General features: G+C 69.5%; 16 protein-coding genes and 4 tRNA genes. 9 read left to right on the top strand and 11 right to left on the bottom strand.

Annotated features, from left to right (window positions below; translation table 11 throughout):
• Positions 1 to 541: 541 nt before the first annotated feature.
• The 4 genes from OG496_RS27785 to purM all read left to right on the top strand — a co-directional run bounded on the left by OG496_RS27785 (position 542) and on the right by purM (position 4512).
• Positions 542 to 1339: a sterol carrier family protein gene (locus OG496_RS27785; protein WP_405972816.1), complete on the top strand. Its 798-nt coding sequence runs from the start codon at positions 542 to 544 to the stop codon at positions 1337 to 1339.
• A gap of 35 nt (positions 1340 to 1374) precedes the next feature.
• Complete coding sequence (locus OG496_RS27780) at positions 1375 to 1821, top strand: META domain-containing protein (RefSeq protein WP_405972815.1); 447 nt, start codon at positions 1375 to 1377, stop codon at positions 1819 to 1821.
• Positions 1822 to 1882: 61 nt separating this feature from the next.
• A complete protein-coding gene (gene purF, locus OG496_RS27775; RefSeq protein WP_366497744.1) occupies positions 1883 to 3409 on the top strand; it encodes an amidophosphoribosyltransferase in 1527 nt (508 codons plus the stop codon).
• Positions 3410 to 3444: 35 nt separating this feature from the next.
• Complete coding sequence (gene purM, locus OG496_RS27770) at positions 3445 to 4512, top strand: phosphoribosylformylglycinamidine cyclo-ligase (RefSeq protein WP_366497745.1); 1068 nt, start codon at positions 3445 to 3447, stop codon at positions 4510 to 4512.
• Positions 4513 to 4628: 116 nt separating this feature from the next.
• Here purM and OG496_RS27765 read toward each other — a convergent pair whose 3' ends face one another.
• The gene (locus OG496_RS27765; protein WP_019061825.1) at positions 4629 to 4886 is read right to left on the bottom strand and encodes a DUF3073 domain-containing protein; all 258 of its coding nucleotides are present in this window, start codon (positions 4884 to 4886) and stop codon (positions 4629 to 4631) included.
• Positions 4887 to 5189: 303 nt separating this feature from the next.
• Entirely contained in the window at positions 5190 to 6284 is a 1095-nt protein-coding gene (locus OG496_RS27760; protein WP_405972814.1) for a Leu/Phe/Val dehydrogenase, read from the bottom strand.
• 222 nt (positions 6285 to 6506) lie between these two features.
• Here OG496_RS27760 and OG496_RS27755 point away from each other — a divergent pair, with 222 nt between their 5' ends.
• Together OG496_RS27755 and bldC are read left to right on the top strand one after the other, a co-directional pair.
• Positions 6507 to 7352, top strand: a complete 846-nt coding sequence (locus tag OG496_RS27755) for a hypothetical protein (protein WP_366497747.1) — start codon at positions 6507 to 6509, stop codon at positions 7350 to 7352.
• Positions 7353 to 7885: 533 nt separating this feature from the next.
• On the top strand, positions 7886 to 8092 hold the full coding sequence (gene bldC, locus OG496_RS27750; protein WP_033321412.1) for a developmental transcriptional regulator BldC: 207 nt from the start codon (positions 7886 to 7888) through the stop codon (positions 8090 to 8092).
• A 401-nt stretch (positions 8093 to 8493) separates the two neighbouring features.
• On the opposite strand, the gene OG496_RS27745 is transcribed toward bldC, so the two are convergent.
• The 9 genes from OG496_RS27745 to OG496_RS27705 all read right to left on the bottom strand — a co-directional run bounded on the left by OG496_RS27745 (position 8494) and on the right by OG496_RS27705 (position 16086).
• The gene (locus OG496_RS27745) at positions 8494 to 8670 is read right to left on the bottom strand and encodes a DUF6274 family protein (protein WP_366497748.1); all 177 of its coding nucleotides are present in this window, start codon (positions 8668 to 8670) and stop codon (positions 8494 to 8496) included.
• 301 nt (positions 8671 to 8971) lie between these two features.
• Positions 8972 to 9046 (bottom strand) — tRNA-Asp (locus OG496_RS27740).
• Positions 9047 to 9140: 94 nt separating this feature from the next.
• Positions 9141 to 13106: an ATP-dependent RNA helicase HrpA gene (gene hrpA, locus OG496_RS27735; RefSeq protein ID WP_405972813.1), complete on the bottom strand. Its 3966-nt coding sequence runs from the start codon at positions 13104 to 13106 to the stop codon at positions 9141 to 9143.
• Between the two features lie 91 nt (positions 13107 to 13197).
• Positions 13198 to 13578, bottom strand: coding sequence for a hypothetical protein (locus OG496_RS27730; RefSeq protein ID WP_405972812.1), 381 nt, complete (start codon positions 13576 to 13578; stop codon positions 13198 to 13200).
• A 70-nt stretch (positions 13579 to 13648) separates the two neighbouring features.
• Positions 13649 to 13722 (bottom strand) — tRNA-Phe (locus OG496_RS27725).
• Positions 13723 to 13746: 24 nt separating this feature from the next.
• Positions 13747 to 13821 (bottom strand) — tRNA-Asp (locus tag OG496_RS27720).
• Positions 13822 to 13870: 49 nt separating this feature from the next.
• Positions 13871 to 13943: transfer RNA gene (locus OG496_RS27715), tRNA-Glu, on the bottom strand.
• A gap of 80 nt (positions 13944 to 14023) precedes the next feature.
• A complete protein-coding gene (locus OG496_RS27710; protein WP_405972811.1) occupies positions 14024 to 15646 on the bottom strand; it encodes a metallophosphoesterase in 1623 nt (540 codons plus the stop codon).
• A gap of 89 nt (positions 15647 to 15735) precedes the next feature.
• Positions 15736 to 16086 (bottom strand): metallopeptidase family protein, encoded by a 351-nt coding sequence (locus OG496_RS27705; protein WP_026179323.1) that lies wholly within the window; start codon positions 16084 to 16086, stop codon positions 15736 to 15738.
• A 288-nt stretch (positions 16087 to 16374) separates the two neighbouring features.
• On the opposite strand from OG496_RS27705, the gene OG496_RS27700 reads away from it, so the two are divergent.
• From OG496_RS27700 to OG496_RS27690, 3 genes are all read left to right on the top strand, one after another.
• Positions 16375 to 16884, top strand: coding sequence for a hypothetical protein (locus OG496_RS27700; protein WP_366497751.1), 510 nt, complete (start codon positions 16375 to 16377; stop codon positions 16882 to 16884).
• 232 nt (positions 16885 to 17116) lie between these two features.
• Entirely contained in the window at positions 17117 to 19324 is a 2208-nt protein-coding gene (locus OG496_RS27695) for a DEAD/DEAH box helicase (protein WP_405972810.1), read from the top strand.
• A gap of 184 nt (positions 19325 to 19508) precedes the next feature.
• Entirely contained in the window at positions 19509 to 22595 is a 3087-nt protein-coding gene (locus tag OG496_RS27690; protein WP_405972809.1) for an FG-GAP repeat domain-containing protein, read from the top strand.
• Positions 22596 to 22678 lie beyond the last annotated feature (83 nt).

Genomic DNA, 22678 nt, shown 5'->3' with positions numbered 1-22678 from the left:
CCGCGGCCACCGCCATCAACCCGTCCCCACCCCCGGAACACCACCCGCGTCACATCCACGAAGGCCTGGACACCGGCCACGTGAGCCGCCCCCGTCAGACGGGCGAGCCCCGTGCTGTCACCACCGGGCCCGTGGCCGCCGTAGAAACGGGCGAGCACCGCACCGAACACAGCCGTGCCCAGCGCGTTGCCCAGGGTCTGCAAGAAGCGGATCGAAGTCGTGGCAAGCCCCAACTGTGTCCGGTCCGACCGTCGTGGCCAGCTGGGCAAACGCGAGGGCCGCCGTAGCCGTGCCGCTCAGGGTGAACGCCCGTGCTGACCACCCCCGCGCCCCCAACTGCCCGGTGAGCAGACCCGCCACCCCCACCCCCGTCAGCGGCACCAAGAACAGCCCCGGGCCCAGCCGCAGTTCGCGAACCTTGAACAACGACAGCGGCAACACCGGCTCAGGCGCCCGGAGTTGATGCCACAGAAACAGGCCGAGCGTCACCGCCGTACCGCCACGACCCCACCCACCAACCGCGGGCATTAGGCTCCCCGCCATGCCCCCGGCCAAGAAGCGCGCCCGTACATACGACCCCGCCAAGACCCGCACCGCGGTCCTGGCCCAGTTCGGCAACGTGCGAAAAGCCGTAGGGACACTCACCCCCGACCAACTCGCGCTCCCCACCCGCCTGGGCGACTGGACGGTACGAGAGCTGATCGCGCACATCGGCATGGCGATCACCGCAGTCCACCGCGCCCTGGACCTGCCGGCCCCGCCCGCGCAGAACGCCGTGATCCTCGACTGGCCCTTCGCCACCGCGGCCAACTCCTCCGCGATCGCCGACTTCACGCGCACGCTCGCCGAACAGCACCCCGACCTCGACACCTACCTGGCGGACGTCGAGCAGACCCTCACCGCGCACCTCGACACCCACCCCGGCACCCGGCTGCTCGAAACCAACGCCGGCGCGATGCCCCTCGCCGACTATCTGGTCACCCGCACCGTCGAACTCTGCGTCCACACCGACGACCTCAACGCGGCCGTCCCCGGCCTGGACATCCCCCACGACCGCCTGGCCCTCGCCGCCTGCACCCGCCTCCTCGCCGACGCCCTCGCCACGAAGGCCCCCGGAGGTTCCACCGAGGTGCGCATCCCGCCGTACGCGGTCGTGCAGTGCGTCGAAGGGCCCCGGCACACCCGCGGCACTCCGCCCAACGTCGTGGAGACCGACCCCCTGACCTGGCTCCGGCTCGCGACCGGCCGGACGCGGTGGAAGGACGCCGTAGAAGAGGCGAAGGTCAGCGCGAGCGGGGAGCGGGCGGACCTGGGCGGGCTGCTGCCGATCATGGGGTGAGGGAACCCGTCCTCCGTCCCTCCCGTCCCATCCCCATGGACAAACAGCGATTCATCCTCGCCGTCCTGACCATCCTCCCGCTCGTCGTGGCGTGCGGCAGCGAGAAGGCGAACAGCGGCAGCGGATCGGTCGAGGAGCAGCGCCCCGTCACCGGTGTCGACTGGCAGGTGCAGGGCATCACCACGGACGGCGCGGCACAACGGGTGCACGGCACACCGCGGCTCACCTTCGACGCCAAGAACGGCAAGGTCGGCGGCCGCCTCGGCTGCAACGCCGTCAACGCGACGGCCACCGTACGCACCGCCCACATCACCCTCGGCCGCCCGTCCACCACCCGAATGATGTGCGACGCCTCACTCATGAGCACCGAACGCGCGCTCCTCGGCCTCTTCAACGGCTCGGTCGGCTACCGAGTCGATCACGACACCCTCACGCTGACCAGCGGAAACGGCACGATTGTGCGCGCCGTCGCCGCCAAGTGATCCACTACTGGCGAGTAACCCGAATTCGGACCAGTGGTCGATCTCGCCTACACTCGGTGCCGTGCCACGTGGTGACGGTCGACTCAGTCATGATCTGCTCCCCGGCGAGAAAGGACCCCAGGACGCTTGCGGCGTCTTCGGAGTCTGGGCTCCCGGTGAAGAGGTCGCCAAGCTCACTTACTTCGGGCTCTACGCCCTCCAGCATCGAGGCCAGGAATCCGCGGGAATCGCGGTCAGCAACGGCTCGCAGATCCTCGTCTTCAAGGACATGGGCCTGGTCTCCCAGGTCTTCGACGAGACCTCGCTCGGTTCGCTCCAGGGTCATATCGCGGTCGGTCACGCCCGCTACTCGACCACCGGCGCCTCCGTGTGGGAGAACGCCCAGCCGACGTTCCGCGCCACCGCGCACGGTTCCATCGCGCTCGGCCACAACGGCAACCTGGTCAACACCGCGCAGCTCGCGGAGATGGTCGCCGACCTCCCCAAGCAGGAAGGCCGTACGCCCCGCGTCGCGGCCACCAACGACACCGACCTCCTCACCGCGCTCCTCGCGGCCCAGGTCGACACCGACGGCAAGCCGCTGACCATCGAGGAGGCCGCCCACGCGGTCCTCCCGCAGGTCCAGGGCGCCTTCTCGCTCGTCTTCATGGACGAGCACACCCTCTACGCGGCCCGCGACCCCCAGGGCATCCGCCCGCTGGTCCTCGGCCGCCTGGAGCGCGGCTGGGTCGTCGCCTCCGAGTCCGCCGCCCTCGACATCTGCGGTGCGGCCTACGTCCGCGAGATCGAGCCGGGCGAGTTCGTCGCCATCGACGAGAACGGCCTGCGCACCTCCCGATTCGCGGATGCGAAGCCCAAGGGCTGCGTCTTCGAGTACGTCTATCTCGCCCGCCCCGACACCGACATCGCCGGGCGGAACGTCTACCTCTCCCGTGTCGAGATGGGCCGGAAGCTCGCCAAAGAAGCTCCGGTCGACGCCGATCTGGTCATAGCGACTCCGGAGTCCGGCACCCCGGCCGCGATCGGCTACGCGGAGGCCTCGGGCATCCCGTTCGGCGCGGGTCTGGTGAAGAACGCCTACGTCGGCCGTACGTTCATCCAGCCTTCGCAGACCATCCGGCAGCTCGGCATCCGCCTGAAGCTGAATCCGCTGAAGGAAGTCATCAAGGGCAAGCGTCTGGTCGTCGTCGACGACTCGATCGTGCGCGGCAACACCCAGCGCGCGCTGGTGCGCATGCTCCGCGAGGCCGGCGCCGCCGAGGTCCACATCCGGATCTCCTCGCCGCCCGTGAAGTGGCCCTGCTTCTTCGGCATCGACTTCGCCACCCGCGCGGAACTCATCGCCAACGGCATGACCATCGACGAGATCGGCACCTCGCTGGGCGCCGACTCCCTGTCGTACATCTCCCTGGACGGCATGATCGAGGCGACCACCATCGCCAAGCCGAACCTGTGCCGCGCCTGCTTCGACGGCGAGTACCCGATGGACCTCCCGGACCCCGAGCTGCTCGGCAAGCAGCTCCTGGAGACCGAGCTGGCGGCGGGTCCCGCCGCCACGGCCGCGGCCGACGCGATCCGTCGCCCGTAGAAGCCCCGTTTCACCAACCCGAAAGATCCCAGGCAATGTCTGAGACCACTGGTGCCAGCTATGCGTCCGCCGGCGTCGACATCGACGCGGGCGACCGCGCCGTAGAACTCATGAAGGAGTGGGTGAAGAAGACCCAGCGCCCCGAGGTCCTCGGTGGCCTCGGCGGCTTCGCCGGGCTCTTCGACGCCTCCGCCCTCAAGCGGTTCGAGCGCCCCCTGCTCGCCTCCGCCACGGACGGCGTCGGCACGAAGGTCGACATCGCGCGCCAACTCGGCGTCTACGACACGATCGGCCACGACCTGGTCGCCATGGTCATGGACGACATCGTGGTGTGCGGTGCCGAGCCGCTCTTCATGACCGACTACATCTGCGTCGGCAAGGTGCACCCCGAGCGTGTCGCGGCGATCGTGAAGGGCATCGCCGAGGGCTGTGTGCTGGCCGGGTGCGCCCTGGTCGGCGGCGAGACCGCCGAACACCCCGGTCTGCTGGGCCCGGACGACTTCGACGTCGCCGGCGCCGGTACGGGCGTCGTGGAGGCCGACCGGCTGCTCGGCGCGGATCGCATCCGGACGGGTGACGCGGTCATCGCGATGGCGTCCTCCGGACTTCACTCGAACGGGTACTCGCTCGTCCGGCATGTGCTCCTGAACCAGGCCGGTCTCGACCTGGACGCGCGCATCGAGGAGCTCGGCCGCACGCTCGGTGAGGAACTCCTCGTGCCCACGAAGATCTACTCGCTGGACTGCCTGGCGCTGACCCGTACGACCGATGTGCACGCCTACTCGCACGTCACCGGCGGCGGACTCGCCGCCAACCTCGCCCGGGTCGTCCCGGACGGCCTCCACGCGATCGTGGACCGCTCCACCTGGACCCCGGCCCCGATCTTCGACCTCGTCGGCAGGACGGGGCAGGTCGAACGCCTGGAGCTGGAGAAGACCCTGAACATGGGCGTCGGCATGATCGCGATCGTCCCCGAGGAGTCCGCGGACGTGGCCCTGGAGACCCTGGCCGACCGCGGGGTCGAGGCGTGGGTCGCCGGCGAGATCACCGAGCGTGGCGACTACGCGACGGGCGCAGAGATGGTCGGCGACTACTCAGCCTGATCGAAACAGTCGCCGTAGAACGGCAGCACAAAACCCGGTCCGGTGCTTGATGCCCCGGACCGGGCGAGGTGCAGTCAGCTGACGGGAAGATCTAACCGCTGAGCGCGCTGCAAGCGTTACGCGCCGCGACGTTGCGACTGGGGACCGGACTCGTCGTCCTCGTCCTCATCGTCGTCGTTATAGAGATCCGCGTACTGAGCGTACGGGTCGTCTTCTTCCTCGTCGTCGTCCTCGAACGGCTCGCCATTCGGCGGCTGGCTCGAAGTCGAAGCGCCCAGCTCATTGGCCAGACGCGAGAGGTCAGTCCCGCCGCTGCTGTACTTCAGCTGGCGGGCGACCTTCGTCTGCTTGGCCTTTGCCCGGCCGCGCCCCATGGCTCGACCCCCTCGGATACGAGGCTCGGTGGCCTCAGAGTCTTGACACGCGTTCATGATCTGGAACGGACTCTCCGTGGAGAGACCGGTCCGTAGGGCTTCCACGGTACCTGAGCCCGCGCCCATACGGTACGTCGCCCGCAGCACGTGCCGGGCTCCAGGACCCGCGAGGTGCCCTGTACTCGCTGGTCAACCGCGATTTTAACCACTTCTTGGCAGGCGACCCGCCGACGAACGTGAGAGTTCTCTCTAAGTCGTCGCCGACGGGTACCGAAGACGCCTGCCGAGCGGCCTACCGGAACCTCAGCGTCCGCGTGCGCCGGCCGCCTCGTGCATCCGCTGTTCGGCGATCCGGTCGGCCGCGGCGGCCGGCGGAATACCGTCCTCCTTCGCACGTGCGAATATGGCCAGCGTCGTGTCGAAGATCTTCGCGGCCTTCGCCTTGCACCGGTCGAAGTCGAACCCGTGCAGCTCGTCGGCGACCTGGATCACGCCACCGGCGTTCACCACGTAGTCCGGCGCGTAGAGGATCCCGCGGTCGGCGAGGTCCTTCTCGACGCCCGGGTGCTCCAGCTGGTTGTTGGCCGCGCCGCACACCACCGTGGCGGTGAGCACCGGCACGGTCGCGTCGTTCAGGGCGCCGCCCAGCGCGCAGGGGGCGTAGATGTCGAGCCCCTCGACCCGGATCAGCGCCTCCGTGTCCGTGACGGCCGTCACGCCCGTCGGGTGCTTGTCGAGGATCCGCCGTACGGACTCCTCGCGCACGTCCGTGATCACGACCTCGGCGCCCTCGTCCCGCAGGTGCTCCACCAGGTGGTGCCCGACCTTGCCGACGCCCGCGATGCCGACCGTACGGCCGCGCAGCGACGGGTCGCCCCACAGGTGCTGGGCGCTGGCCCGCATCCCCTGGAAGACGCCGAAGGCGGTCAGCACGGAGGAGTCGCCCGCGCCGCCGTTCTCGGGGGAGCGTCCGGTCGTCCAGCGGCACTCGCGCGCCACGACGTCCATGTCGGCGACATACGTGCCGACGTCGCACGCGGTGACGTACCGCCCGCCGAGCGAGGCCACGAACCGGCCGTAGGCGAGCAGCAGTTCCTCGGTCTTGTCGCGCTCCGGGTCACCGATGATCACGGCCTTGCCGCCGCCGTGGTCCAGACCGGCCATGGCGTTCTTGTACGACATCCCGCGGGCGAGGTTGAGCGCGTCGGCGACGGCCTCCTCCTCGCTCGCGTACGGGTAGAAGCGCGTACCGCCCAGGGCGGGGCCCAGGGCGGTGTTGTGGATGGCGATGACGGCCTTGAGGCCGCTGGCCCGGTCCTGGCAGAGCACGACTTGCTCATGACCGCCCTGGTCCGAGTGGAACAGGGTGTGCAGGACGCCGTTGTCTACGTCGGTCACTGTGGTGACTCCTGGGTGAGTGGCGGCGGTTGGAGACGGGCTCCCGTAGGGGTGGCGGGTGCCGTGGCACGAGCGTAGAGCCTGTGTCAGACCGCCATCGGTGCAGTGTTCAGGATCACCTACCGAAGGGGGGTGTCCGTGCGACGATTTGCATAGTTTTCCCGCGCGTTTGTGAGCGGGTTCCGAAGGTTTTCCCGACGGCCGGCGGGGGAGGGAGCAGGCGTGCCCAAGAAGGTGTCCTCGGTGATCGTCCCGTACGCGACCTATCTGCGCGTCTACGAGCCGCTGGCCGCCTTCCCCGAGCCGGAACGCGGCCACTGGGCGCGCTACGCCCGCCGCTCCGACCGTCCGTCGTACCAGGACGAACTGCGCCGTGCGCTGGCCGACTTGCTGCCCACCCCGCCGATCCCGGTGCCGGTGCAGGAGAGCGCCGACGCCTTCGTGGTGGAGGTCGACGGCGTGGTCTGCGTCTGCCCCTGGCGCACCCGGCTGCGCGGCTGGCAGGCCCTGGGAGACCTCGCGGAGGAGCTGCCACCGCCGGTCCTGGACGCCGTACTGCCGCCGCTCGTACGGCACCAGGCCACCCAGGACTACGAGCGCTGGCTGGCCCGGAACCCGGACGCCCGGCCGTGGATCCGGACGGCGACCTGGCAGGTGCCGCTGAACTGGTTCGTGCTCGTCGGCGACGAGGAGCGGCGTTACGACCAGGCCTCCGGGGACGTGCCGCCGATGCTGCGGTACCGGACGCCGATGGTGCAGGCGCGGCGGCGGGTGGCGCGGGCGCTGCGGGCCCTGAAGGACGCGATGGACGACGGGCCGCTGATCGAGGGTCTGGTGGACGTGGGGCGCTGGCTGGAGGAGTTCCATCCACGGTCCCTGGTCGAGCTGGACTACGGCGGGCTCGTGCACGTCGTGCCGGCCGGCGAGCTGGAGGACGACCACTCGGCGGCGGACGTGGCCGCCGGCATCGAGGCGCTGCGGACCGGGGACGGGGCGGCGGCGGGCGAGGCGTACGGGCGGCTCGTGGAGCGCTGGCGGTCGGTCAGGGACCGGCGCTCGGCGAACTGACGCGGAGCCGGGCGGGGCCGGCTCGCCTTCGAACGTGGCTGACATCTTCGAACAGATGCGCATAGGATTCTTACGGTTCGTCAACACGGGACGTAGGTCCTGATCCGGACGTTTGATGCCAAGCGTGACGGACCGCACGTGCAGATGCCTTGCGCCGCTTGCCCCTCCTCATGCCAAAATAGGACAAGGAGTCCGGGGAGGACTCCATCCGTCATGCTTTGGGCGGAATCTCGGCATTGCGCGCTTTGGGGGGTCTGGATGACTCCTGATCGCCCCTGTGACTGATCGTCACAGTGGTGTGACTGTCCGCTATGGCATGGTCCATCGGCTTCCGTCGCTGATGGACACCTGGGAGGGCAATTCCATCGGTTTGGCCTACGCGGTTGGACAGATGGTGTAGTTGTAGTGCCGAGGACAAGCCGTTCGTCCTATAACCGACTCGACCCGCACACGCCATTTCGGGCAACGCGGGTCAAGGTGCAGAATTTAGAGGAAAGAACCGAGAAGGTTCGGTTCTCCCGAGGAGGCCGCTCATGACCGCTCGCACCCCTGATGCCGAGCCGCTGCTGACCCCGGCTGAGGTCGCCACGATGTTCCGTGTGGACCCCAAGACGGTCACGCGGTGGGCGAAGGCCGGCAAGCTCACTTCGATTCGCACGCTCGGCGGACACCGCCGTTACCGCGAGGCGGAGGTCCGTGCCCTGCTCGCGGGCATCCCGCAGCAGCGCACGGAAGCCTGACCAACTGAATAAGGGCACAAGGCTGGCCCCCCAGCCGGCCGTGGTGCCCGACATCACAGCTCCAAGCGACGCGGGTTCTGCCCCAACAGGGCCCACGCCCAACGCTTTTGAAGCAACTTGAACAGGGTGCGTCGTAGATCGCGCTGGACTCCGCCGGGTCCAGCGCGATCTTTTTTGTGCCTGGTCGTGGGTCCGTGCGCGCTGATCGCGGGGTCCTGTGAGGGACCTTGTCGGAGTCTGGGGAGGGGTGTCGGATCTCCTGTGGACCATCCCTCGTAGGGGTGCAATTGCACATATTAAATTGACCAGTTGTAGGTGAGTCGTAAGTTCCGCCGTTTCAAAAACTTATGCGGTGACACCCGTCACATGCCAGATGGCTTGTTGCCTCTGACCTATGTGCGCTAAGAGATTCCGCTCTCCGGGTCGTCCTCCGGTTCCTGCGGCGGAGGGGCGTCCAGGGCCAGCCGCAGCAGGCGGTGGCAGATCGGGCAGTGCCGGGTCACATGGCGGTAGGAGCTGGCGGCCGACAGGTGCGCACGGAGCAGGGCCCGCGTCTCGTGCCTGACCGAAGCCGCCATGCGCCACCTCCGAGACCCTGCGTGGAACGGGGGCCTGGTTTCTGGGTACCTGGCGGGTGGGGCGGCGTCAAGGGAGCCGTGGCGGCCATGAGGGCATCGGTACGCACGAAAGCCCGGGTCCGAAGACCCGGGCTCTTGTTTGATCTACTGCGGTCCTGACGGGATTTGCTGTATCCGATTGCGGCTGCGCCGCGGGCGCGGCCTCCACCTTGACAGGGTGGCGAGCACGGTTGTCGCGGGCGGCAGGGGCACGAGTAAGGCCCGCTCCTCCGAAGAGATGCGGGCCTTTGTCGATCGCGTGCGGTCCTGACGGGATTTGAACCCGCGGCCTCCACCTTGACAGGGTGGCGAGCACTCCAAGCTGCTCCACAGGACCTTGATTCGCGGCACTTGATGGTGCGTTGTGCCGCGAGATGAGACTGTACAGGAGGGGGCCCGCCTGGTCGAACTCACTCGGTGTGCAGGCGTTGTTACGGTGCGGCCGCGTCGATCGCCTTCACGATCCGCTTGTCGGAGACGGGGTACGCCGTGCCGAGCGCGTGGGCGAAATAGCTGACCCGGAGCTCCTCGATCATCCAGCGGATGTCCCGGACCGAGGACGGAACCGGGCGGCCCTGCGGGAGTTGCTCCAGGAGCCAGGCGTACTCGTCCTGCATCTCGTGGACCTTCTCCATGCGGGTGGTGTCCCGTTGGACCCCGGTCGGCATCTGCTGGAGGCGGCGGTCGGCGGCCACCATGTAGCGCATCAGGTCGGGCAGGCGTCGTATGCCTGTCGCCGTGACGAAGCCCGGCTTCACGAGGGCGTCCAGCTGGGCGCGTACGTCGGAGAGGTTCGCCAGCAACGCGGGGCTGCTCGCGCCCTTCAGACGGCGCTCACAGGCCTGCCAGGCGGCCAGCACCTGTTGGACCTGGCTCACCGCGCGGACCGTCGTGTCGACGATCTCGGCGCGCACCTTCTCGTAGAGCTTCCGGTACGACTCCTCGTCCCATGCCGGGCCGCCGAAGTCGCCGATGAGCTTGTCGGCGGCCGCCAGCGCGCAGTCGTCGAACAGCGCCTGGATCGAACCGTGCGGGTTCGCGGACAGGGCCAGCTTCTGTGCGTTCGTGAGCTTCTCGGACGCGAACTTCGCCGGATTCACCGGGATGTTGCGCACGATGAGCCGGCGCGTGCCCTTCCACATCGCCTCCGCCTGCTCCTCCTCCGTGTCGAAGAGCCGTACGGAGACGGTGTCGCCGTCGTCGACCAGCGCCGGGTACGCCTTCACCGGCTGGCCGGCCCGGCGGGTCTCGAAGACGCGGGTGAGGGAGCCGATCGTCCAGTCGGTGAGGCCCTTGCGCTCCAGGGACTCGCCGCCCTCGCGCTCGGCCGTCGCCGCGGCCGCCTGCGAGATGGCCTGGCGCGCCTTCGGCTTGAGGCGGACCTTCAGCGCTTCCAGGTCCTTGTCCTCGGCGATCTTGCGGCGCCGCTCGTCCACGATCCGGAAGGTGATGAGCAGGTGGTCCGGGACCTTCGACCAGTCGAAGTCGTCGGCCGTGAAGGGGACTCCGACCATGCGCTTCAACTCGCGGGCCATGGTGGTGGGGAGGGGCTCCTGGAGGGGGACCGCTGTCGCCAGGAAACGCTGCGCGAAGTTCGGGGCCGGGACGTAGTTGCGGCGGATCGGCTTCGGGAGGGAGCGGATGAGTTCGGTGACGACCTCCTCCCGCAACCCGGGGATCTGCCAGTCGAAGCCCTCGTCCGTGACCTGGTTCAGGACCTGGAGCGGGATGTGGACCGTGACACCGTCCGCGTCCGCGCCCGGCTCGAACTGGTACGTCACCCGGAACTTCAGCCGCCCCTGATGCCAGGAGTCCGGATAGTCGGCCTTGCTGATGTCTCCCGCGCGCTCGTTGATGAGCATCGAGCGCTCGAAGTCGAGGAGTTCGGGCTCCTCATGGTGCTTGTGCTTCCACCAGGAGTCGAAGTGGGCGCCGGACACGACGTGTTCGGGCACCCGCTGGTCGTAGAAGTCGTAGAGCGTCTCGTCGTCGACCAGGATGTCCCGGCGGCGGGCACGATGCTCCAACTCCTCGACCTCGGTGAGGAGTCTGCGGTTGTCGGCGAAGAACTTGTGGTGTGTGCGCCAGTCGCCCTCGACCAGCGCGTTGCGGATGAACAGCTCGCGGGACGCCTCCGGGTCGATGCGGCCGTAGTTCACCTTGCGCTGGGCGATGATCGGGACGCCGTAGAGCGTGACCTTCTCGAAGGCCATCACGGCCGCCTGGTCCTTCTCCCAGTGCGGTTCGCTGTACGTCCGCTTGAGGAGGTGGCCGGCGAGGGGTTCGACCCACTCGGGCTCGATCTTGGCGTTGACGCGGGCCCAGAGGCGTGAAGTCTCCACCAGTTCCGCCGACATGACGAAACGCGGGGTCTTCTTGAAGAGGGCCGAGCCGGGGAAGATCGCGAACTTGGCGCTGCGGGCGCCGAGATACTCGTTCTTCGCGCCGTCCTTCACGTCCTTCGTGCCGATGTGGGAGAGCAGGCCCGCGAGGAGGGAGACGTGGACGCTCTGCTCGGCCGCGTCCTCCTCGTTGAACTGGATGCCCATCTGCTTGGCCACCGTGCGGAGTTGGCTGTAGATGTCCTGCCACTCGCGGATGCGGAGGAAGTTCAGGTACTCCTGCTTGCACATGCGACGGAACGCGGAGGAGCCGCGCTCCTTCTGCTGCTCGCGGATGTACCGCCACATGTTCAGGAACGCGAGGAAGTCGCTCGACTCGTCGCGGAAACGGGCGTGTTGCTGGTCGGCCTGGGTCTGCTTCTCGGCGGGGCGTTCGCGTGGGTCCTGGATGGAGAGCGCGGCGGCGATCACCATGACCTCGCGGACACAGCCGTTCTTGTCGGCCTCCAGCACCATGCGGGCAAGCCGCGGGTCCACGGGCAGTTGGGCGAGCTTGCGGCCGGTCTGCGTGAGGCGCTTGCGATGGTCCTTCTCGTCCGGGTCCAACGCGCCCAGTTCCTGGAGGAGTTGGACGCCGTCGCGGATGTTGCGGTGGTCCGGCGGGTCGATGAACGGGAACTTCTCGATCTCACCGAGCCCGGCCGCGGTCATCTGCAGGATGACGGAGGCGAGGTTCGTCCGCAGGATCTCGGCATCCGTGAACTCCGGGCGGGCGAGGAAGTCGTCCTCGGAGTAGAGGCGGATGCAGATGCCGTCCGACGTACGGCCGCAACGGCCCTTGCGCTGATTGGCACTTGCCTGGCTGACCGCCTTGATGGGCAGCCGCTGCACCTTCGTTCGGTGGCTGTAGCGGCTGATCCGGGCGAAGCCGGGGTCGATGACGTACTTGATGCCCGGGACGGTGAGGGAGGTCTCGGCGACGTTCGTGGCCAGAACGATCCTGCGGCCGGTGTGCTGCTGGAACACGCGATGCTGCTCGGCGTGCGACAGCCGCGCGTAGAGGGGCAGGACCTCGGTGAACCGGTAGTTCTTCTTCGTCAGCGCGTCCGCCGTGTCGCGGATCTCCCTCTCCCCGGAGAGGAAGACGAGGATGTCGCCCTTGCCCTCGCCCTGAAGCTCTTCCACGGCGTCACAGATCGCGGTGATCTGGTCGCGGTCGGAGTCCTCGGACTCGTCCTCCAGCAGCGGGCGGTAGCGCACCTCCACCGGATACGTCCGGCCGCTGACCTCGATGATCGGGGCCTCGCCGAAGTGCCGGGAGAAACGCTCCGGGTCGATGGTCGCCGAGGTGATGACGACCTTCAAGTCCGGGCGCTTGGGCAGCAGTTGGGCGAGATAGCCGAGCAGGAAGTCGATGTTGAGGGACCGCTCGTGGGCCTCGTCGATGATGATCGTGTCGTAGGCGCGCAGTTCGCGGTCGGTCTGGATCTCGGCGAGCAGGATGCCGTCCGTCATCAGCTTGATGAAGGTCGACTCCTGGTTCACCTGGTCCGTGAAACGGACCTTCCAGCCGACGGCCTCGCCCAGCGGGGTGTCCATCTCCTCCGCGATGCGCTCGGCGACGGTGCGCGCGGCGATACGACGGGGCTGGGTGTGCCCGATCATGCCGCGGACGCCGCGGCCGAGTTCGAGGCAGATCTTCGGGATCTGGGTCGTCTTGCCGGAGCCGGTCTCACCGGCCACGATCACGACCTGGTGATCGCGGATCGCGGCCGCGATGTCGGCCTTCTTCTGGCTGACCGGCAGCTGCTCCGGATACGAGATCGCGGGGATACGGCGGCGCCGCTCGGCCATCCGCTCCTCGCCGCGGGCCACCTCGGCCTCGATCTCGGCGAGGACGGCGGCGCGGGCCTCCGGCTTACGGATGCTGCGCGCGCCTTCGAGCCTGCGCCCGAGCCGGTGCGCGTCGCGCAGGGTCAGCTCGGTCAGGCGGGGGGCGAGGTCGCCGAGGGCGGGGGCGGAAGGGCCGGGCGCGGAGGCGGGGTGCGTAGACATACGCCGTCCAGGATCTCACCTCGGCGAAATTCCTGGCGAATGAATTGTCCGGGGTGACCTGCGGCGGCTCGGCGGGAGTCGTGCGGGTGGGTCAGGGTGCCGTTGTCGGAGTGCTGGGCGAGGGGACGGTGGCCGTTCCCGGGGGCTCCGCCCCCGGACCCCCGTCGGCCTGAACGGCCTCGTCCTCAAGCGCCGGACGGGCTGATTGTTGCCGCTCGGCGTCTTGTTGGCGGCCCGCCTCCTTGGACATCGACTGGGCCGTATTGGATACGGCCTTGATGCCCAGGTACGCCGTCGTCAGGCCCGCCATCGCGGTGAACGCCGAGGTCAGGACGCCCACGATCACCGCGCGGTCGCCGTTCAGCTGCCATACGCCGAAGACCGCCACCGCCGTGATCGCGATGTTGCTGCCGACCACCGCGAGCAGTCCGTACCGCGCCCGTATCTTCTCCAGGTCGATGTCCTGGCCCATCGCGCCCCACCCTGTGTAGTCCGGGTTACGACGAAAGCCCCGTCCCGGTGGGACAGGGCTTTCGATCCGGTGGCTGGGGCCGGGGTCGAACCGGCGACCTATCGCTTTTCAGGCGATCGCTCGTACCAACTGAGCTACCCAGCCACGAGATTCCTCGCGGAACCTCAGCGGTCCTGACGGGATTTGAACCCGCGGCCTCCACCTTGACAGGGTGGCGAGCACTCCAAGCTGCTCCACAGGACCTTGCTGTTGCGCGCGAACTGGCGGAGCCAGTGTCGCACACGGTGTTGCGTGCCCCCAACGGGATTCGAACCCGTGCTACCGCCTTGAAAGGGCGGCGTCCTAGGCCGCTAGACGATGAGGGCTATCGGCCCGCCTGGGCGCTTCTCAGCGCGTCGGGGACGTGAGAAGCATATGGGATGGCGGGAGGTATCGCCAAAACGGTTTACGAGGCCGACGGGGAGGGGCTTGGGGAGGGGGTCCGGGACCGGCTTGAGGACTCGCCGGGGGACCGACTTGGGGAGGTGCTCGGGGACGGACTCGGTGACTGCGGTGCGCCCGGCAGGTTCTCCTTCGGGAGGTGGCGGCTGACCTCGGCCGTCGTCAGGCCCAGGCCGCCGAGTTTGATCTCGTCCCAGGCCTGGAGGCGGTGGGTGTCGCGGTCGATGTAGAGGATCGACGCCTCGATCGGGTCGGGGTACTTGCCTTCTACGGCGCGTAGTCCGCTGCCGCCCGTCGAGCCCTCGATGCGCAGGCGCGTGCCGTGCTTCATGACCTCGGTGCCCTCGTGGTGGAGGTGGCCGGCCAGGACCAGGGGGACCTCGCCGTCGGTCTGGCGTGCCGCCGACGGTTCGTGGACCAGGGCGATGTCGACCGGGGTGCCGGCGGCCTGCTGGTCGCGGAGGGCGGAGGCGAGTTGGTCGCCGGCGAGTTCCTCCGCGTTGTCGGCGCCGGGGGCGGTCGAGCGGTCCGGGGTGAACTGGGGGTCGCCGATGCCCGCGAAGCGCACGCCCGCGACCGTCTCCGCCCGCCCCCCGTCCAGGACGTGCACGTTCTTGATGTGTTCGAGGTAGCGCTGGGTGGCGAGGGAGTCGTGGTTGCCCCTGACCCAGACGTAGGGCGCGCCCAGGTCGGCGATCGGGTCGAGGAAGCCGTTCTCGGCCGTCGTGCCGTGGTCCATGGTGTCGCCGGTGTCGACGATCACGTTCACCTTGTACTGCTCCACCAGCGACGCGATGATCTTCCAGCTCGCGGGGTTGAGGTGGATGTCCGAGACGTGCAGGACGCGGATCGTGGTCGGGTCCGGCTGGTAGGCGGGGAGCGTGGACGTGACGTCGTAGAGCTTCGTCACGTTCGTCACCAGTCGGGCCAACTCCTTCTGGTAGACGTCGAATTCGGTGACGATGTTGCGCGCGTTGCCGACCAGGGACGGGGCGGAGGAGAGCAGGCCCGAGAACTTCGGCTCCAGGATCGACTTGGGGTTCCAGGTCGCGTACGCCGTCGCTCCGCATGCGGCGAGGAGTGTGAGAGCCAGGCCGCCGGCCGCGAGGGCTCGGCGGGGGCGGCGGTAGACCGCGAGGCCCAGGGTCGTGGCGCCGAGGACCACGGCCGTGCAGGACCGTACGGCCAGGTCGAGGGTGCCGTGTTCGACGTCACGGGCGACCTCGTCCTGGAGGCCGGAGAGGCGCTCGGGGTGGTCGACGAGGGCCTGGGAGCGTTCCGGGTCGAGCTGGTCGACGTTGACGTCCAGGCGGACCGGGGCGTGGTGGCTGTCGAGGGACAGGGCGCCGAGCGGGGAGACGTTGATCTTCGTGCCGCCGGTGAGGGACGGGCGCAGGGTCATGGTCGTGTTCATCGGACCGACCTGGGCCCGTACGTTGCCCACGATCAGCAGCCCGAGCCAGGCCCCGATGACGACGACCATGACGAGGCCGAGGGCGCGGGGCCAGGGGTGGGGCTGCGGGACGAGTTCGACGGTGGGCCGGGGACGGCGGGCGCGGTACTGGCGGATCAGGGCGTGCTGGGCTCGGCGGAGGCGGTTCAGGGCTGCGACGGGGACGCTGGCCATTGGTCCCGTATGCCCAGGGGTGGGGGCAGGTATGCGGGGCGGGTCACGGGAGTAAGGCGTACGTAGGCGGGGCGGGGCACGGGAGTGGGTCAGCCCCAGCCCAGTTCGTGGAGGCGCTCGTCGTCGATGCCGAAGTGGTGGGCGACTTCGTGGACGACGGTGACGGCGACCTCGTGGACGACGTCCTCCGTGGTCGCGCAGTAGCGCAGGGTCGGGCCCATGTAGATCGAGATCCGGTCGGGCAGGACACCGGCGTACCACTCGCCGCGTTCGGTGAGCGGCGTCCCCTCGTAGAGGCCGAGCAGCTCGGGGTCGGACGGGTCGGGTTCGTCCTCGACGAACACGGCCACGTTGTCCATGACCCGCGTCAGCTCCGGCGGGATCCGGTCCAGGGCCTCACTCACCAGCTCTTCGAACGCCTCGCGTGTCATTTCCAGCACAGGTCCATTGTCCGGGACGAACGCGGGTTCGGGGCTGTGGGCGCGGTGCGGCGGGCCGAGCTTGTCCGGTATGTGTTCGAAGTCGATTCCGGGGGAGGGGAGTTGGGGGTGGCGCGGTGGGTGCCGTAACGGCGATTCCCGGTCGGTGAGGGGCTGGAACGGGTCGGGAACCGGTCTTCTCCGGCCAGGAAACAGGGGTCGGCGCTGCGGCGCGTGTCTTCCGGTGGGCGGTGGGAGTTGAGAGGGGGACTCCCTTTTTCCGCCCTCGGAGGTGGCCCCGTGCGCCCCATGTACGTACCCGTCCGTCTGGCCGCCGCGGTCGCTGTCGTCGCCGCTGCCGCCGGCTGTATGAGCGTGGGCGACGACGCGGGCGGCGGTGCCAAGCCGTCCCACTCCGCCGGGCAGCATGGCGGTGTGGCGCCGGACGGTGGTTCGGGGGGGCCGGGGGGCGGGATCGGGTTCGGCGGGTCGGCGGGGGACGGGAAGCACGGGCACGGGAAGCCGAAGCCGGGGGAGTCCGCCTCGGGTTCGGCCTCACCGTCCGCTTCGGGGGGCGCGGCGAGTCCGTCCGCCTCCAGGGCGCCCGGACCGGGTGCGAGTCCCAGGCCGGGGGCGCCGACCACGGCCGCGCCGCAGCCGACCCCGACGCGGACTCCTCCGCCCGCCGATCCGTCGCCGAGTCCTCCGCCGCCGTCCGTCGAGCCGACCGTCGCGGAGCCCTCGTCCTCGGCCCACGAGGACCCCGTACCGCAACTGGTGGACCGTGAACCGGCGCCGGCGGCCGGGTCGCCGGCGTAGGAACGGGTGTGTGCTGCGGTGTGACGCACGTCAATGAAGGGTGGTTTGCGTTGGGGGGTGGTAGGTGCGTAAGGTGGTAGATCGTTTGATCCCATTGCCCGGCGCCACTGTAGAGCGCGCCGTGTGGCGCGTACTCTCCCTTGCCGTGGCGGACCGCATTGAGGCGGTCGATAGCGAATCACGGAGTTGACGGGCGCGTGCCGACGGATACTCCGGAAGGTTTCGCATTCGCATGTCCATTTCCAGTACTGATCACATCGTCATGCCCGAGAACGAGAACGAGGGTGACGAGACGGCCGTAGAGGCCACCACCGAGGCGGCCCCCGAGGTCACCTTCGCGTCCCTCGGTCTCCCCGAGGGCATCGTGCGCAAGCTCGCGCAGAACGGTGTGACAGCCCCCTTCCCGATCCAGGCGGCGACCATCCCGGACGCCCTGGCCGGCAAGGACATCCTCGGCCGTGGCCGCACCGGCTCCGGCAAGACCCTCTCGTTCGGTCTGCCGCTGCTCGCGACGCTGTCCGGCGGCCGCACCGAGAAGAAGCACCCGCGCGGCATCATCCTCACCCCGACCCGCGAGCTCGCGATGCAGGTGGCGGACGCCCTGCAGCCCTACGGCGACGTCCTCGGCCTGAAGATGAAGGTCGTCTGCGGCGGTACGTCCATGGGCAACCAGATCTACGCCCTGGAGCGCGGCGTGGATGTGCTGGTCGCCACTCCCGGCCGCCTGCGCGACATCATCAACCGCGGCGCCTGCTCCCTCGAAGACGTGCGGATCGCCGTCCTCGACGAGGCCGACCAGATGTCCGACCTGGGCTTCCTGCCCGAGGTCACCGAGCTGCTCGACCAGATCCCGGCCGGCGGCCAGCGCATGCTGTTCTCCGCGACCATGGAGAACGAGATCTCCACCCTGGTCAAGCGCTACCTCAAGGACCAGGTCACGCACGAGGTCGACAGCGCGCAGGGCAACGTCACGACGATGTCCCACCACATCCTCATCGTGAAGCCCAAGGACAAGGCGCCGGTCACCGCCGCGATCGCCTCCCGCAAGGGCCGCACGATCATCTTCGTCCGCACCCAGCTGGGCGCCGACCGCATCGCCGAGCAGCTGCGCGAGTCCGGCGTGAAGGCCGACGCGCTGCACGGCGGCATGACGCAGGGCGCCCGCACGCGGACGCTGGCGGACTTCAAGGAGGGCTACGTCAACGCGCTCGTCGCGACCGACGTCGCCGCCCGCGGTATCCACGTCGACGGCATCGACCTGGTCCTGAACGTGGACCCGGCCGGCGACCACAAGGACTACCTGCACCGCGCGGGCCGCACGGCGCGTGCCGGTCGTACGGGCACCGTCGTCTCCCTCTCGCTGCCGCACCAGCGCCGTCAAATCTTCCGGCTGATGGAGGACGCGGGCGTCGACGCCGGGCGTCACATCATCAACACCGGTACGGCCTTCGAGCCCGAGGTCGCCGAGATCACCGGCGCCCGTTCGATGACCGAGGTCCAGGCCCAGTCCGCGGGCGACGCCGCGCAGCAGGCCGAGCGCGAGGTCACCCAGCTCACCAAGGAGCTGGAGCGGGCCACGCGCCGTGCCGCCGAGCTCCGCGAGGAGTCCGACCGCCTGATCGCCCGTGCCGCGCGCGAGCGGGGCGACGACCCGGAGACGGCGGTGGCCGAGGCCGCCGCCGTGGTCGAGGCCGCGGCCGCCGAGCAGTCGGCCGTCGTCGAGGCGCCGGTGCGCGAGGAGTCCTCTTCCTACGACCGTCCGCGCCAGCAGCGTGACGACCGCGGCAACTACGAGCGCCGTGACCGCGGTGGCGACCGTGGTGGCTTCCGTCGCGACGACCGTCCCTCGGGTGGTTTCCGTCGTGACGACCGCGGCGGCAGCGACCGCGGTGGCCGTTCTTTCGACCGTGACCGTCGTGACGACCGTCCGTCCGGTGGCTTCCGCCGCGACGACCGCGGTGGCAACGACCGCGGCGGCGACCGTGGCGGCCGTTCTTTCGACCGTCGTGACGAGCGCCCCTCGGGCGGCTTCCGTCGTGACGACCGCGGTGCCAACGACCGCGGTGGCGACCGTGGCGGCTTCCGCCGCGACGACCGTCCCTCGGGCGGCTTCAGCAACGACCGCCGTGACGGCGACCGTGGCGGCCGTTCTTTCGACCGTGACCGTCGTGACGACCGTCCGTCCGGTGGCTTCCGCCGCGACGACCGCGGTGGCAACGACCGTCCCGCGACCGGCGGTTTCCGTCGCGACGACCGTCCCGCGACCGGTCACCGGGGCAGCGACCGCCCGTTCAACCGTGACCGCCAGGGCGACCGCCCCGGCTTCCGCGCCGGCGGCCACGACCGCCCGGCCGGCCACCGCGGCACCACCGGCACGGGTACCGGCACCGGTTCCTTCGGCCGCCGCGACGACAAGCCCCGCTGGAAGCGCAACGGCTGACGTCCGGTGACATAGCAGAGCAGTGAGATGGCCCCCGCCCGGGTTCGGGTGGGGGCCATTTTTTTGCGCGCTTGCGGCTGTGTGCCGACTGTATGATCAGCCGACTTCTGTGGGGGATGTGACGGCTGGGGGCCGGGGGCAGCGAGAACGCCATGCATCCCTCTCTTCTCTGGGGGAGGATTCCTTGGCTCGTCATGCCTTCACAGGTATAGCTGTCTCGGCCGTGCTCGCGGCGGGGTTGAGCCCACTGCTGCCGACACCCGCGTCGGCCGTGGGCACGGCGCAGGAGACGGTCGTACCGGCCGCGCTGCGCAGTACGTACACGACGGCGTCGCTCTACTACCCCGACACCACCTCGGGCGGGGACGGAGCGGGCAGCCAAGGCGTGTTCCACCGGCTGGAGGGCCGCGGAGTGGTGTGGACGCGCTACTCGGACGGCACGTCGTTCGACGCGCCGGTGGGCGCCGGCACGGTGGCTACCCTGAGCACGGGCAGCGACGTCCTCGCGAACCGCTACAGCGACGGCCGCTACGTCCTGTGGAACGCCGTCGACGGCACGTCGACCACCGTTCAGGTGCCCACGGGACAGTCCGTGTACGCCGGTGTGTTCGGCGGCATCGTCGCCACTCTCGAGAACGTCACCGCCGCGGACGGGACCACCACCAGGGTCAAGCACCTGCTGTCCGCGGGCCCCGACGGCACCACGCGCGATGTGATCGTCGGGGACGGCGCGCCCGAGGGCATGACGATCGCGGGGCCGCTGCGGGGCGATGCCTCAGGGATGATCTTCCTCGCCCGACTGGACGACTCCGTCCGCATGGTCGACGTCGACCCGGCGACCGGCCGGGTCCGTGGTTGGACGCCTCCGTTGCCCTCGGGTTACCTGTCCGCCAAGATCTCGCCCGAGCACCTTGTCGTGTACAGCGGCGCCCAGAGCCCGAAGGCGCTCGTCTTCTCCCGCTCGGACCTGTCAGCGGCGCCGGTCGAGGTCACTTTGGACACCAGCAGCAGCGGCACAGCCACGGCGGACGACCTCTCCGTGGTCGGCGACTGGCTCGTGCACCGCCCCGGCAGCCTGGGCCAGGTGACGGCGGTACCGATCGCCGGCGGCGCCCCGGTCACCCTGATCGCCTCCTCGAACTCCGGCGTCTCCGCCGTACCGGACGGCACCGCCGTGGTGATCGGCCGCACCGGCGCCGACGACTGGGGCGTCCAGCGCATCCAGGCCGGCCCCGACGGCAGGCCGGCCGTCACCCTCGTCAAGCCGCTGCCGAAACCGCCGTACAAGATCCAGGGAATCGCCTTGGAGCAGGGGCGGCTGACCGTCGCGGACGCCAGTTGGGGCGGGGTTCGCGACGACTACGTGCGGACCGTCGCCGCGACCGGTACGCCCACGTTCGGGGCGCGGTCCTCGTACGACGGGACCGATCTGCTCGTCGGCGACTGCCCGGACACGGAGGTCGGCTGCTCGCAGCTGTACGGCACGGACGACGACCGTGCGGTCTGGCTGTCGAAGAAATCGGCCGACTACGACCGTCTCACCGTCAGCGGGTCCGGCCCGTACGACTACTGGGAGCAGTCGGTGCCCGCCGGCGGCCGGATCACCGACGTCTCCGGCCGGTACCTGATCCACACCACGGCGACCGCGCAGACCGTCCACCGGATCGGCAGCGGCACCCCGGCGCTCACCCGCACCCCCGGCGCCGCAGCCCTCTCCGGCGACACCCTGTGGACGCCGGGCACCACCCCCGGCACCCTCACGGCGTACGACCTCACCACGAAGAAGACCACCGAGACCCTCACCACGGACGCCGGCTGCGCGCCCACCGAACTGCGGGCCGACGGCCGTTGGCTGTACTGGAGTTGCGCCGACGGCACGGCGGGCGTCTACGACCGTACGGCGAAGAGGTCCGTGCAAGTCCCTTCCGGTGACGCGGAGTTGGGCGACGGATTCGTCGTCACGCACGACAGACAGGCCGGGCAGCTGGTCCTCACGACGGTCGCGGACGGCACACCCGTGAGCCGGGTGATCGGCGCGCTGCCCGACACCGGGGTCTCCCAGCGCGAGGTGCGCTGGACGGTCGACGAGTCGACCGGGAACGTGGCCTACGTCGACGACCAGGAGCGCGTGCACCTCGTACCGACCGGCGTGACACAGCAGCCGCTGCGGCTGCTCGCCCCGGTCGACTCGGCGGCCACGCTCGGCGCGCGGGAGATCGACACGACACCGTCCACCCTCACCACCCTGCTGCTGTCGAAGCCGGCCGCGGGCTGGCAGCTGACCGTGCGCAGCCGGGCCACCGGCAAGGTCGTGGACACGCGCGACGGCGGTGAGACGCGCGGCGAGGTGAAGGTGGGCTGGTTCGGGACGGACGCCAAGGGGGCGTTCCTGACGAACGGGTCGTACGACTGGACGCTGTCCGTGACGCCGGCCGACGGGGTCGGCGCCCCGGTGACGGCGAGCGGCACGGTCCGGCTGTTCGACGCCGCGCCGGCTCGCCACGACCACATCGGCGGCGGCGACTCCGTCGGTGACCTGGTCACCCTCAGCTCCTCGGGCACGCTGGCCTTCCGGCAGGGCTCGGGCAAGGGCACGTTCTCCTCGTCGGTCGGCGGCAGTACCGGCTGGACGACGGCCGACAAGGTGGTGTCGGTCGGCGACCTGAGCGGGGACCGCTGCAACGACGTCCTGGTCCGGCTGAAGACCGGGGCGCTGCGGGCGTACAAGCCGGGCTGCGATGGGGTGTTGAAGCCGTCGACGGCGTACACGTCACTCGGCACCAGCGGCTGGAACCAGTACGACGTGCTGACCGCGCCCGGCGACATCAGCGGTGACGGCCGTCCGGACCTGATCGCGCGCAACACGTCGACCGGGACCGTGTACCTCTACAAGGGCACCAGCACCGGCAAGCTCTCCGCCCGCGTGAAGCTGTACGCCGACTGGAAGACGTACAAGAAGGTCGTCGGCGTCGGTGACATCAACGGCGACGGCATCGGCGACCTGATCGCCCAGGACAGGTCGAACACCGTGTACCGCTACTACGGCACCGGCCACGGCACGTTCGGGGCGCGCGTGAAGCTGTTCGGCGCGTGGGGCGGGTCGTACAACGTGGTGGTCGGGGTCGGGGACATCACCGGGGACGGGAAGGCGGACCTGGTCGAGCGGGACTCGGCGGGCAACCTGTTCCGCAACAGCGGTGACGGGAAGGGGTCGTTCGGGGCGCGGGTGAAGATCTCGGGCGGGTGGCAGGGCTACAAGGGCGTCTTCTGATGTGACTCCTAGGGCGTTTTTTGGCCACATCGAGTCCTTATCGATTCCTTAAGTGGCGCATGTCACGCCCCCGGTGAGGGAAT

This window comes from Streptomyces sp. NBC_00988 (assembly GCF_045162645.1).
Taxonomy (GTDB): domain Bacteria; phylum Actinomycetota; class Actinomycetes; order Streptomycetales; family Streptomycetaceae; genus Streptomyces.
Note: the sequence above shows the minus strand (reverse complement) of the source record. Positions and strands in the feature narration are given on the sequence as shown.

Excerpts from the sequence above, each read along its gene's own strand:
- purM (WP_366497745.1), top strand. The coding sequence starts at position 3,445 with ATGTCTGAGACCACTGGTGCCAGCTATGCGTCCGCCGGCGTCGACATC.
- OG496_RS27765 (WP_019061825.1), bottom strand. The coding sequence starts at position 4,886 with ATGGGGCGCGGCCGGGCAAAGGCCAAGCAGACGAAGGTCGCCCGCCAG.
- OG496_RS27785 (WP_405972816.1), top strand. The coding sequence starts at position 542 with ATGCCCCCGGCCAAGAAGCGCGCCCGTACATACGACCCCGCCAAGACC.
- OG496_RS27695 (WP_405972810.1), top strand. The coding sequence starts at position 17,117 with ATGTCCATTTCCAGTACTGATCACATCGTCATGCCCGAGAACGAGAAC.
- bldC (WP_033321412.1), top strand. The coding sequence starts at position 7,886 with ATGACCGCTCGCACCCCTGATGCCGAGCCGCTGCTGACCCCGGCTGAG.
- OG496_RS27710 (WP_405972811.1), bottom strand. The coding sequence starts at position 15,646 with ATGGCCAGCGTCCCCGTCGCAGCCCTGAACCGCCTCCGCCGAGCCCAG.
- OG496_RS27730 (WP_405972812.1), bottom strand. The coding sequence starts at position 13,578 with ATGGGCCAGGACATCGACCTGGAGAAGATACGGGCGCGGTACGGACTG.
- OG496_RS27745 (WP_366497748.1), bottom strand. The coding sequence starts at position 8,670 with ATGGCGGCTTCGGTCAGGCACGAGACGCGGGCCCTGCTCCGTGCGCAC.
- hrpA (WP_405972813.1), bottom strand. The coding sequence starts at position 13,106 with ATGTCTACGCACCCCGCCTCCGCGCCCGGCCCTTCCGCCCCCGCCCTC.
- OG496_RS27780 (WP_405972815.1), top strand. The coding sequence starts at position 1,375 with ATGGACAAACAGCGATTCATCCTCGCCGTCCTGACCATCCTCCCGCTC.
- OG496_RS27700 (WP_366497751.1), top strand. The coding sequence starts at position 16,375 with ATGTACGTACCCGTCCGTCTGGCCGCCGCGGTCGCTGTCGTCGCCGCT.